Genomic DNA, 11693 nt, shown 5'->3' on the forward strand with positions numbered 1-11693 from the left:
GGGCTCAGACCGGGCTCAGAAGCGGGATGCCGCGCTGTCGCGGCGCACGCCCGTGACAAGGCTGGAAACGAACGGCAGGGTGACGGACCCGTCGGCGGTCGCGTACGGCGCGAGCAGCCCGCGGACGATCTCCCCGGCGCGCGCCAGGCCGTCCGGCCGGGCCTCGGCGAGGGCCTGCCCCCAGGGCGTCGCGGCGAGGCACCCGGGCACGTACGCCGTCAGCGCGGGCAGGTGGACCTCCGCGACGACCTCGCGCGCGACCACGTCATCCAGCCCGTACGCACGGAACAGCCCGGTCAGCTCGTCGGCGGAGCACCCGAAGGCGGAGCCGCACCAGTCGCCCAGCTCCACCCCGCCGACCTGCTCGTACGCCTGCTGCTGCGCGGCGAAGAACGGCGACCGGGCCGCCTCGACCCACACGGTGGCGGCGACGCGCCCACCGGGCCGCAGCACCCGGGCGAACTCGGCGACGGCGGCGCCCCGGTCGGGGAAGAACTGCATCCCCTGCTGGCACAGGACGACGTCGAACGCGCCCGCCGCGTACGGCAGATCGCCCGCCTCGGCCTCCTGCCACTCGACGACCACGCCGTCGTCGGCGGCGCGCGCGGCGGCGGTCCGCAGCATCCCCGGCACGAGGTCGACCCCGACGACGCGGCTCCCGCCGCCGGCCATCCGCACGGCGGCGCTCCGCGCCACGAACCCGGTGCCGCAGGCCACGTCGATCAGCGCGAGCCCGGGCCGCAGCCCGGCGACCTCCAACAGGGCCTCGACGAACGGCTCCATGACCGGCGCGACGTACTGCTCGTACCGGTCGGGAGCGTCACCCTGCGTGAGCCGGAATCCTCGCGCGGCGCCCTCGCCCATATCTCGACCCTAGGTACGAGGGACGCGGCCCGCACGTCGTACGGGCGGGGCCGCCCGATCCGCGCGGCTCGCGCGCCGGCCACCTCGACCGGCATCGGCGTTGCGCCGGCGGTGCGCGACCGTTGATCGAAAATTGACGTGCGGCCCGCACACTCCGCGGCATGATCTTCCGACCAAGACCCGTGCGTCTGACCTCGTGGATACGCGGCGCCGCCGCCCTGGCCGTCGCCACCGCCGCCCTCTCGACCCTCGTCGTCGCGGGAGGATCGGCGCAGGCCGACACGGCCCGCCCCGACGCCGAACCCCGGTCCGCCGCGAAGCCCGGCCCCTCCGCGTCCCCCGACGCCGACCCGACGTTCCGGGTCATCGAGGACAAGAGCCTGCCCGTGCAGCGGGACAAGGCCCGCGCCTCGGTGGGGATCGCCTCCGCCCCCCGCTGCGACGGGGACGGCTCCAGCGGCCCCCGCGTCCAGCTCATGTACGTCCGCGGGGACCGGCAGCCCGACCGGTTCGACCAGTTCCGCGAGCAGTTCCAGGCCCACGCCGCCAACCTCAACACCAAGTTCGTCGAGGCGTCCGAGCGGATGGGGGAGCGCCGCGAGGTCCGCTTCGTCCACGACGCGAGCTGCCGCCCGACCATCACCCGGGTCGTCGTCCCCCAGGCCGCCATCGACGGCGACGGCGACCCCACCTGGCGCGCGGTGATGGCCCAGGGCCACACCAGCAACGACCGCAAGTACCTGATCTGGGCCGAGAACAACGTCTGCGGCCTCGGCTTCGGCTACAACGTCGACCAGCGTCCCGGGCAGGAGAACGCCAACAACACCAGGTCGGCCTGGCCGATGATCGGCATGGGACCGCGCGGATGCTTCAGCGACCCCAACGTCGACGTGCACGAACTCCTGCACACCATGGGCGCGGTCCAGCCGAACGCGCCCAAGTCGACCGGGAACGGGGCCCACTGCTACGTCCAGGGCGACCTGATGTGCTACGACGACGGGAACATCCCCAACCCGCCGGGCCGACTGGTCCCCTGCGACTTCCCGGAGCGGGCCGTCATCGACTGCAACCGGAACATGTACTTCAACCCGAAGCCCCAGCCCGGTAGCTATCTCGACCGCAACTGGAACATCGCGAACAGCCGCTTCCTCATCCGCGGCGGCGGCTCCACGACTCCGGTGCCGGCCAAGGCGCAGCTGCGGAGCGCGGTCGGCGGCTGGGCGGCCGACGTCGACATGGCGAGCACCGCCAACGGCACCAAGGTGAAGGCCGAGACGAGCAGCGCGCACACGGCCCAGCGCTGGAACCTGGACCGGCTCGCCGACGGTCGCCACCGGATCACCTCGGCCCTCGACGCGGGCAAGGTCCTGGACTCCAACTCCGACCGCTCCCGGGTGGTGGACGGCACGAGCCACTTCGCCCAGATCTGGAGCGCGGGCAACGGCGAGAACCAGAAGTGGACGCTGCGCCAGGTCGCCGGCGGGCGGTACGAGGTCGTCGGCCATGACGGCGGCTGTCTGACGGCGTCCCGGTACGGCGCCGCGCTCGGCGTCTGGACCTGCGACAACAGCGACAGCCAGCGGTGGACGTTGGCGCCCTGAGGTCAGAGCGCGCCGGTGGGCCGGGCGGGTGCCGCCCGGCCCACCGCGACACCGTCGTAGTGTCGTGGACATGAGCGCCACCACCGCCGCCATGATCGCCGCCGTCGCCGGGGTGCTCGGCACCCTCTTCGCCCCGTTGATCACGGTACGGGCCACGAGGCGCCAGCGGGCGGAGGACCTCCGCACCGAGGAGCGCCGGCGTCACTTCGACGACCGGCGCACCGCGTACACCGCGATGAACCGCGCCTCCCGCCACTTCCACACCATGCTGAAGGACGCCCTGCACCGCCTGCGGGACGGCGTGTACGCCGACGAGGACCGCCTCCAGGTCGAGGAGGCCCGCCGCGAGTACCGGGACCGCTACGCCGAAGCGCAGATGATCGTCCCCGAGGCCGTCCTCGACGCCTCCCGCGAGCTGAACGCCGTCCTGGCCGGGGCCGACGCCGTCGTCAAACGGATCGATCGCGGCCTGGCCCGGGAGGGCGAGGACGCGGCCCGCGCCCTGACCGACCTGAAGGCCGCGGAACCCAAGCTCACCGCGATGCGCCGCATCATGCGCGAGGACCTGGGCACGCTCGACTGATCCGCTCCGGCGCCCGCGTGAAGACGTGCGAACGACCGACCACGACGAAACCTCGGCGGGCGTACCAGTGGCGCGGCCAGTCGTCGGGGTCGGCGAGGAGGAAGACGAGCCCGCAGCCCGCGGCGTGCTGGAGCGCGGTGGCGAGGAGGGTGTCCGCGTAGCCGCGCCGGGCGTGGGTGTCGGCGGTGACGACGTCCTCGATCTGCGCGACTCCGCGGGCCGCGTCGAGATAGAGGTCGGCCCACGACCCGACGACGCCGTCCGCGTCCCGTACGGCGAGGAACCGCACCTCGTCCGCCCCACGCAACCGCGCCGCCCGCCGCCCCGCGAGCTCCTGCACCACGCGCTCCTCGGCCCGCGGCATCCACACCCTGAGCTGCCGTACCACCGCGTCGTGCAGTTCCCCGAGCCGGACCGTCCGCGCGGGCTCGTCCGGCCGGCCGACGACGCCGGAGTACGTCATCACCAGCTCGGTCTCGTGCGCGTACCCCGCCGCGACGAGCACGGCCGCGCACCCGCCCCCGACGGCGTCGTCCAGCACGGTGATCCGCCGATGCGCCAGGTGCCCGAGGACGCGGTCGGCCAGCTCGGGCAGCCCGTCGGGGTCCGGCGCACCGTCGACGACGAGTTGGTTGTTCTCGTACGACGCGGCGTACTGCGGATCCAGCACCACCACCCCACCGGGCACGTCCTCCACCACCGCGGCCTGGCGCCGCGCGAAGGACGAACGGAAGGCGGCTACGCGCTGGAGGACCTCGGCTGACATGCGGGCAGCTTACGGACGTCCGCGGCTGCGCAGGAGTCCGCGTCCGCGCAGGAGTCCGCGTCCGCGCAGGAGAGCCAGAACTCCAGGAGCGCCGACACCGTCTCGTCGGGCCGGTGCACGTTCGGCGAATGCCCACCGCCTTCGATCCTGACGAACGCGGCCCCAAGCTCGCGGGCCATCTTCTCGACCCCTTCGGGAGCCCACGTCTCGTCGGGAGTCCCGGAGATCACGCACGTCGGCAGCGAAAGACGGGCCAGCCGGCCCGTGTCGTCCGTCTCGTTCAACATCTGCTGGGCCACCGCGGCCAATTGGCCCGGCGTGTTGCTCAGCCACCGCTTCTCCAGGAAATCCGCCACGTCCGGCGGGGTTGCGACGTCGTCGTTCCGCACGAAGGGCCACATGTCCGCGAGCGACATCGAATCGACGACGGACAGCAGCAGCCGAAGCCGTTCCTGCTGCCCCTGCGACACCCCCGCCGGCCCGAAGTTCATCAGCGTGACGGACGCCCAGAGCTCCGGATCCCCTTCCGTGTCGAGCACGGCCGCCCGCGCGAGACTCCCCCCGTACGAATGCCCGACGAGATGCACCGCCCCCGCGCCGATCGCCTCGACGACGGCCACGAGGTCCTTCGCCAGCTCCCCCCGCCCGTACGAGGGCTCCGACGCACCGCCGTCCCCCGTCTCGCACTGCCCCCGGCCGTCGACCGCCAGGACGCGCACGCCCCCCTCGCTCAACCCGGCGAGCAGCGGCAGGAAGTCCTCCTTGCTCCCCATGAATCCGGGCACGAGCAAGGCCGTCCCCCCGCCCGCCCCGCCAAGGGCCGGAACGTCGAGCGCCGCGAAGACCCCCCGCCGCGTCCGCAAACGCACCGGCCGCGCGCGCTCCGGAGCCTCCAGGCTCAGCAACTGACTCATGGGGCGCCATGATAGGCGCGCCCCAACTCCCGCCCCTCTGCACCTGGTTGCCTCACCCGCCAAGCTGCGCCCCACCCCGCGGCGCGGGCACCCGCACGCTCCGATCGTCCCGATGCCACCCCCCGATGCGCCCGATCAGCTTCCAGACCCCCTTCTCCTCGTTCCGCACGACCTGCCGCCGCGACTCCCAGGACAGGACGTCCCGCCCATAGGCGCTGCGGGCCAGGTCGTTCACGTCGTCCTCGACGCCCCGCAGATGCTTCCCGAGCCGCTGAATGCCGTCATTGCTGTCCCGTAAATACAGAAACGCAACGAGCACGACGGTCCCGACGATCACCAACCGCCAGTACCCGAGATTGCTCCCCAACGTCGCCGCAATGGCCGTGGCCGCCCCCGCGTACCCCGCCAACTGCTGCCGCGCCGCAATCCGCTGCACGACCTCGGACCGCAGGGATTCGTACTCCCTCATCCGCAACTCGATGACCTTGCCGAGTTCCTCGCGCTCGCTGTCGGGCTCACCTTCGGACTCGTTCACGGCATCCCCCTTCGCGACGTTTCCGCCGAGATGATGCCCTCCGCCCCCGTCCCCGACACGTCGGTACGGAGCGCGCCCGCGACGGCCTCCTGCTGCCGACGAAGATGCGCACGCTCCTCGCCCCCGTAGCCTTGCTCCCCATGGAGCTGACTCGCTGGGCCCACGCACTCTCCGGATCCCTCTTGTCCGAGCCGCTCCCACGCCGTTGGGCCCACTGTCTCGGTGTGGCCGAGCGGGCCCGCTCTCTCGCGCCGATCCTTGGCAACGACGCGGAGTTGCTGGAGTCCGCAGCGGTCCTCCACGACATCGGCTACGCGCCGTCGATCGCCACCACGGGCTTTCACCCGCTCGACGGGGCCCGCTTCCTCCGGCACGAGGAGCACGCCGATGAACGCGTCGTCAGCCTCGTGGCTCACCACTCCTGCGCCGTGCTGGAGGCCGAGGAGCGGGGCCTACGGCGCGACCTGGAGAGCGAGTTCGTGCAGGAGCAGCCCGAACTTCGGGACGCCCTGCTCTTCTGCGACATGACGACGACGCCGTACGGGAAGCCCACGACACCGACCGACCGGCTGGCGGAGATCGTCCGGCGGTACGGACCGGACACCGTCGTCGGCCGCTTCATCCAGCGGGCCACACCGGAGATGCATGCCGCCGTGCATCGCGTCGAACGCCGTATGGCCGAGTCCGCACCGGGCGGTCAGCCGATGTAGGGGTCTCGCCTTGACGCGTCCAGACCGTGCTGGATGCGGAGCCTCATGGACGGGTGGATGTCGAGTACGTCCAGGCCGGCGGGATCGACCCAACGGACCTCCTTGGACTCACTGCTGGTTCGCAGGGACCCGCGCACCGGGTGGGCCCGGAAGCAGATCGAGAACTGTTGCCGGACCTCACCGTCGTCGTACGCGATCACGTGCTCGGGGTCGGAGTACAGCCCCACGATGCCGTCCACCTCGACCAGGATGCCGGTTTCCTCCTCCACCTCGCGCACCACCGTGTCTCCGATGCGCTCTCCGATGTCGTGGCCGCCGCCGGGCAGTGCCCACAGGTCGTTGTCGGTCCGGTGGATGAGCAGCAGCAGCCCGGCTCCGTCCCTGACGACGGCCGTGACGGAGGGGACGACGGAGTTCGCCTCCGGGGCGTCGGGATCGCGGAAGTGGTCGATCCGGCTCATGTCTGTAGACCTCCCAGGTCAGTGGGCGAGGAGATGGGCCGTGCCGACTCCCAGACCCGATCGATGCTCTCGGCGTACGAGTCGAACATCCCGCCTCCAGACACCCGTTGAAGGTGCAGGACCGGGGCCAAGTAGGCCCCCATCCCGTAGAGGTGGCCATTGGCGAACATCTCGTCGTCCGCCCGATAGATGGAGTTGTACAGCGTCGTCGCGTGGAGTCTGAACTCCACGCCGGGCAGCCCGAAGAACGACCTGTAGTTGACCAGCGCGTTCTGGATCTTGCCCGCCAGAGCCGCGCCGATGCCCTCATCCGCGCCTCGAACCGCGACCGCGTCACTGCCAGGGTTGCCGAGCAGGAAGCGGATCTGCACACCAGCAGCGGACTTCTCCCCGACGACCCGGTGAAATGTCGAATCCTCCGTCAGCCAGAATCCGGAGTACACAAGTACGTCTATCCGCTCCCTCGCCTGCACCATGAGGTCAACGAACGCCGATACGGGAAGGTCGGACCGGCGCTCGTAGAACGCCACCAGCTCCGGGCTGTTGGCACGCGCCGTCCGCGTCTGTCGCAGGGCGGGCCAGAGGGCGTACGCGCTCTCCCCCAGGGCATCCGCCGCCAACGCGGCTGTGGTCCGGCGCGGTGTGCGATCGAGGTTGACCCAACGCTCCACCGACTTGGGGTCGATGCCGACCGTCTTCGCGAGTGTGGCGTACGTCCAACCTCCCGCCGCCAGCGCGGCTCGAAGTCTCTGGTTCGGCACGGCTTCCTCCTCGGGCTCGGGACGGCTTTGGGGACGTTCTACCGGACACGAACGTCCCCAAGTGGGGTTCGAAGGAGGTTCCCCCGTCCTGATGACGCGGGCCAGGATCTCCGCAACTTGCCGCCCGCTCACCGTCGGGCCTGGCCATCCCTGTTGAGGAGCGCGTCATGCCACTGCGTAAACCATCAAGTCGCCCTCGCCCCGCCGCCACGCCAGCTCCGAGGTGGGACGAATGACGCACCCCGGCCTGCCGCCAGGTGATGAAGAACGGGCCCGGATGACGCTGCGGGTGTCGCGGGACTCGGGCCGTACGTGGGGCCCGACCACGGTCGTGTGCTGCGCCGAGCCCAGGGACCTCCCCGTCGAACCCATGCGCTTCCCGCCCTGCCGGTGCCCCCGCTGCCACGACACGAACGCCCGGCTCACCCCGGAGGCGCTGGCGTGAGCGCGCGCCGCGATGTCGCCGATGCCGTGTGGTCCGCCCTGGCCCGGGCCCTGTTCGCGCGCCAGGACCTGACGTCCGACTGGGTGCCCAGCTTCGCCGCCGTGCCGCGCTCCGCGTTCCTGCCGGACGTGATCTGGCCGTACGACCCCGGCCGTGGAGACCACGTTCGTATCTCCCGGCCCGACGAACTGGCCGCCTGGCACACCTACGCGAACAGTGACCTGCCGATCGTCACGCAGTGGGACGAGACCAGCGACACCCACACCCCGTTGATCGAGCCCACCAGTTCGTCGTCCATGCCGAGCATCACCATGTCGATGCTGCGGGACCTCGATGTCGAAGCCGACTCCCGCGTCCTGGAGATCGGCACCGGGACCGGGTGGTCGACCGCGCTGCTCGCCCACAGGCTCGGGCGACGCAACGTCATCAGCGTCGAAGTGGACGCCTCCGTCGCAGCGCGAGCCCGAGGCAGCCTGAGACGCATCGGGCTCCCCGCACCCGTCATCGGCACCGACGGGCTCCACGGACACCCACCGGGTGCTCCGTACGACCGGATCATCGCCACCTGCGGCGTGCGCACCATCCCGTACGCCTGGGTGGAACAGTGCCGCCCTGGCGGGCTGATCCTCGCTCCCTGGGGCACCCACTACTCACCCCTCGACGTCACCGTCCGCCTCACCGTCTCGGACGACGGCCGCTCGGCGTCGGGCCGCTTCCTCGGGCCGGTGGAGTTCACCAAACTCCGCGCACACCGCCTGCCCTGGCCCCACCACCAGGACTACCTGGATGCCCACAGCTTCGCCAGCGCCACCAAATCCCTCACCTCGGTCACCACCACCGACCTCGGTACCGGGCGCTTCGAGCCCTCCCACCTGGCCGTAGGGGCACGCGTCCCCGACTGCGTCCACGCCCCCGCTCCCACCCGCGGCGGAGTCCAGCCCATCTGGCTCTACAGCCTCACCGACCACTCCTGGGCCCTGGCCCTCTTCCGCAACGGCGCCGGACTCGCCACCGTTCGCCAAGCCGGACCACGACACCTCTGGAACGAGGTGGAAGAGGCCCTGTCCTGGTGGAGGGACGCCGGGCGTCCCGGCTTCGAACGCTTCGGGCTCACCGTCACCCCCGAAGGACAGACCGTCTGGCTCGACCACCCCTAGCCAGCACGCACCACGACAACGCAAAGAGCCCCGGATCTCTCCGGGGCTCCTCGCCTGCTGTGCACTCGGCAGGATTCGAACCTGCAACCTTCTGATCCGTAGGATCGGGCAGCACGTGCCCAGGACCGCCGACGGCTGCGAACGCCGCGTGTCCACGTGGGCAGTCATGGGTGTCTGTGTGCCGTCGTTGCTGTCACGGTTGCTGTCAAGCAACGCTTGCTCGATCTCGCCTTGGGACCGCAGACGCTGCTGTGCCCGCTCCCCATGCTCAGGAACATTACTTCTGTCGAACGGCCACAGCCTGAGAGCAATCCACGAACGCGCTGGAGGCGCGCGGCCCCTGGCCGATGGACGACCACAGAGCTTCACTTGTCATGAACTGGTCCGCACGAGACCAGGACGCCGTCTCCACTACTTGATATCGCTCAAGCATCAAAACCACTCCCGCACACGCCATCACGCCGATATATTCTCCCAATGAGGGCGAAGGAGGGACCCTGTGCGGGAGTTCGAGGAGCACGGAAAGTGGTGGCTACCCGGGAAAGAGGAATTCAGCGTTCCGGGAACCATACGCAACAGCCAAGAGGGCACCACTCTCACCCTCCTGGGCGGATTCGCAGAAGCCTTGGGGCCATTCGGGAAAGAAGACGCCAATTATTCACGCATCCACGGATACGCTAGCAATAAATCATACACGCTTGAAGACTGCTTCCAAAGGAAGGTGACCAAGACCGGAGAATTCACCACTCAGGTAATTTTCGCGAATCAAGTCTTCAGAAACGCCCTTTTTGACCCTTCGGAACAACTTGGCGGAGTCGGCGTGGTCTTCATTCCACGCTTCGTCAACCATTGGGTTAACAAATTTGGAATCACCGAAAGGATACAAGATCCTGCAATCGGGAACTCGGCTTCACTCGATCCACGAATAACCCTATCCGGACGGGAAATTCCACCGGTGCGAGTGGGCCTGCCTGACGGCGCTCATTTGGATCTCCGACATCGTCTGTACCTGTCAGGTGATGGGATTACCGAACGGAGCATTAGGCAAGAGTTTTACTTTCACTACGAGGCCCAATCAGTAAAGTCGACTGAGGAACTTCTGAACGTTGCCAGCCACGTTCAAGATCTTGTGTCTATAGGGACCAACCGAGTCGCACAGTTTGAGGAACTGAGCTTCCTGCACCCCGATATTCGTTACGGCCCGAAAGACCCAATGCAGCCAATTGAATTCTATGCGAGGTGGAACGCTTGGCGAAATGGGCCCGTAAAAACACCAACCAGGATGGTTTTTTCCCTCGATGTGCTGGGCGGATTGCCCACTGTGGCTGAGTGGATTCGAGTGGCTTCAGCTAACCGAATGGCCCTGGCTCGGATCATGGGCGGCCGTTATGTCGAATCCATGCCCCTTAGCGACCGACTCTTGAATCGTGCAGCAGCGTTGGAGTCCTTCGATAGGTGGAAGCACGGAGATAGAATTGAGTTTCGCCACCGGATGGCCCGGTGCGCAAATTTCGCTGGAGCGCAGTTCATGAAGATGACTGGCGACCGAGCGAAGTGGGCTCGGCTCGTAAAGCTGGATCGCGACCACGTAGCACACAACCTGGGAAGCGGTCGAGAGAATTCCGAACAATACTTCCTGACCGAGTCCCTCTATTGGCTCGCAGTGATCTGCCTTCTAAAGGAGGCGAAAGCGCCGAAGCCGGTATTCGAATCTATCGCCAACTACCCGGAGTTCCAGTGGCTGTGCGGCAAAGTGCGCTCGGTAGTGCGGGCTGGTTAGCGCGACCTACCACTAAGCGTGCTTTTGATCTTACCAAGAAGCTCGACAATCTAATACTGACGTCGTTTCCCTATACCACGGAATCGAATTCTATACTCCGCCCAATATGCGAGCATGTTGCATGAATAATCCAAAACCACTCAACTCGTCGCGCTTTTACCGTGATTATCAAGGAAACTGCTGGTGGTGCAGCAATCCCGCAGACTCTCGCGAGCATCGTCACAAGAAGGCTGACGTAGTAAGGTCATTCGGAACAGCCCCATGGAATGAGCCGGTTGTGCGCGTCAGGTCCAGCAACGGCTACGAAGAACGCATCCAGGGGCCTAACTCGAACAGCTTGAAATTTGCCAAAGTGCTCTGCGCTTCCTGCAATAACACGAAGAGTCAACCTTTCGATTTGGCCTATGACGCTTTCGCGCTATCTATACATCGAAACGCGGGAGCGATTGTAGAGTCCGGGCACATCCGCTTCTCTCGGATTTATGGAAAAAATTGGCGAAGAGAACGGATATCCCTTGCCAAATACTTTGTCAAAAACATCTGTTGCCGTCTAGCTGAAGACGGCGTCCGGGTCCCTCAAATGGTGATTGATTACATGAATGGAGTTTCGAGCGTACTGCCGAATTTCGTTCTGGAAATGAACATCAACTTGGCCAAGTACGAGCTTGGTAAGCACCTTAGAGAGGTCCACAGTCTAGACGGTGGAAGCCTGTGGAGTGGAGGTCACGGGGTAATCTACGATGAAAATCAATCCGCCATTGGAACCTACAGCCATCTAGGGTTCGACTGGTTCAACCTCGACTATCAATTCTTGCAGGATCTAACGAGAGGGGAAGTGAACTTTTTCTTGGGAGATGTAGTCCATCTCGAACGATTCTGGCCAGATGGATTCGCTTCGGGTGACGTTGCCAAAGCATGTCGAAGCTGCAATCCAGGAGTAATTTCAAAATGGAACCCAGAGGGCATGTAGAGAACCATTCCTGGCACCATGGCGCTCATTCCACATGCGCGTAAATTTCGGACTCGGCAGTAGGATATAGGGGTACGCGAAGATGCTTTTCCATGCCGCCTCCTCCCATCTAGAAGATCCGGCCAGTGCGTACAGAGGCTCGAATT

General features: G+C 67.1%; 13 protein-coding genes. 7 read left to right on the forward strand and 6 right to left on the reverse strand.

The window, feature by feature from the left end:
- Nucleotides 1-15: 15 nt before the first annotated feature.
- Nucleotides 16-864 (reverse strand): class I SAM-dependent methyltransferase, encoded by an 849-nt coding sequence (locus AB0E05_RS05975; RefSeq protein ID WP_361959435.1) that lies wholly within the window; start codon nt 862-864, stop codon nt 16-18.
- 161 nt (nt 865-1025) lie between these two features.
- Here AB0E05_RS05975 and AB0E05_RS05980 point away from each other — a divergent pair, with 161 nt between their 5' ends.
- Both AB0E05_RS05980 and AB0E05_RS05985 read left to right on the forward strand, forming a co-directional pair.
- Complete coding sequence (locus AB0E05_RS05980) at nt 1026-2465, forward strand: RICIN domain-containing protein (RefSeq protein ID WP_361959438.1); 1440 nt, start codon at nt 1026-1028, stop codon at nt 2463-2465.
- Nucleotides 2466-2535: 70 nt separating this feature from the next.
- Nucleotides 2536-3048: a hypothetical protein gene (locus AB0E05_RS05985; protein ID WP_361959441.1), complete on the forward strand. Its 513-nt coding sequence runs from the start codon at nt 2536-2538 to the stop codon at nt 3046-3048.
- Here AB0E05_RS05985 and AB0E05_RS05990 read toward each other — a convergent pair.
- Genes AB0E05_RS05990 through AB0E05_RS06000 form a run of 3 tightly spaced genes read right to left on the reverse strand, consistent with a single transcriptional unit; the run spans nt 3017 to nt 5263 of the window.
- On the reverse strand, nt 3017-3814 hold the full coding sequence (locus AB0E05_RS05990) for a GNAT family N-acetyltransferase (RefSeq protein ID WP_361959444.1): 798 nt from the start codon (nt 3812-3814) through the stop codon (nt 3017-3019). The two genes, AB0E05_RS05985 and AB0E05_RS05990, sit on opposite strands and share 32 nt — an antisense overlap.
- Complete coding sequence (locus AB0E05_RS05995; RefSeq protein ID WP_361959447.1) at nt 3787-4728, reverse strand: alpha/beta hydrolase; 942 nt, start codon at nt 4726-4728, stop codon at nt 3787-3789. The genes AB0E05_RS05990 and AB0E05_RS05995 overlap by 28 nt, the downstream gene beginning before the upstream one ends.
- Before the next feature lie 52 nt (nt 4729-4780).
- Nucleotides 4781-5263: a hypothetical protein gene (locus AB0E05_RS06000; RefSeq protein ID WP_361959450.1), complete on the reverse strand. Its 483-nt coding sequence runs from the start codon at nt 5261-5263 to the stop codon at nt 4781-4783.
- A gap of 140 nt (nt 5264-5403) precedes the next feature.
- Between AB0E05_RS06000 and AB0E05_RS06005 the strand changes: the two genes are divergently transcribed.
- Complete coding sequence (locus tag AB0E05_RS06005; protein WP_361959453.1) at nt 5404-5973, forward strand: HD domain-containing protein; 570 nt, start codon at nt 5404-5406, stop codon at nt 5971-5973.
- On the opposite strand, the gene AB0E05_RS06010 is transcribed toward AB0E05_RS06005, so the two are convergent.
- Entirely contained in the window at nt 5961-6434 is a 474-nt protein-coding gene (locus AB0E05_RS06010; RefSeq protein ID WP_361959457.1) for an NUDIX domain-containing protein, read from the reverse strand. The genes AB0E05_RS06005 and AB0E05_RS06010 overlap by 13 nt on opposite strands.
- Entirely contained in the window at nt 6431-7195 is a 765-nt protein-coding gene (locus AB0E05_RS06015; RefSeq protein WP_361959460.1) for a helix-turn-helix domain-containing protein, read from the reverse strand. Before AB0E05_RS06015 ends, AB0E05_RS06010 begins: the two co-directional genes overlap by 4 nt.
- A 232-nt stretch (nt 7196-7427) precedes the next feature.
- Here AB0E05_RS06015 and AB0E05_RS06020 point away from each other — a divergent pair, with 232 nt between their 5' ends.
- The 4 genes from AB0E05_RS06020 (at nt 7428) to AB0E05_RS06035 (ending at nt 11547) form a co-directional block, all read left to right on the forward strand.
- On the forward strand, nt 7428-7640 hold the full coding sequence (locus tag AB0E05_RS06020) for a hypothetical protein (RefSeq protein ID WP_361959463.1): 213 nt from the start codon (nt 7428-7430) through the stop codon (nt 7638-7640).
- A complete protein-coding gene (locus AB0E05_RS06025; RefSeq protein ID WP_361959466.1) occupies nt 7637-8797 on the forward strand; it encodes a methyltransferase domain-containing protein in 1161 nt (386 codons plus the stop codon). The genes AB0E05_RS06020 and AB0E05_RS06025 overlap by 4 nt, the downstream gene beginning before the upstream one ends.
- 499 nt (nt 8798-9296) lie before the next feature.
- Nucleotides 9297-10577, forward strand: a complete 1281-nt coding sequence (locus AB0E05_RS06030) for a HEPN domain-containing protein (RefSeq protein WP_361959469.1) — start codon at nt 9297-9299, stop codon at nt 10575-10577.
- A 277-nt stretch (nt 10578-10854) separates the two neighbouring features.
- Nucleotides 10855-11547 (forward strand): hypothetical protein, encoded by a 693-nt coding sequence (locus AB0E05_RS06035; RefSeq protein ID WP_361959472.1) that lies wholly within the window; start codon nt 10855-10857, stop codon nt 11545-11547.
- Nucleotides 11548-11693 lie beyond the last annotated feature (146 nt).

Source organism: Streptomyces sp. NPDC048057, assembly GCF_040653095.1.
In the GTDB taxonomy this organism is placed as follows: domain Bacteria; phylum Actinomycetota; class Actinomycetes; order Streptomycetales; family Streptomycetaceae; genus Streptomyces.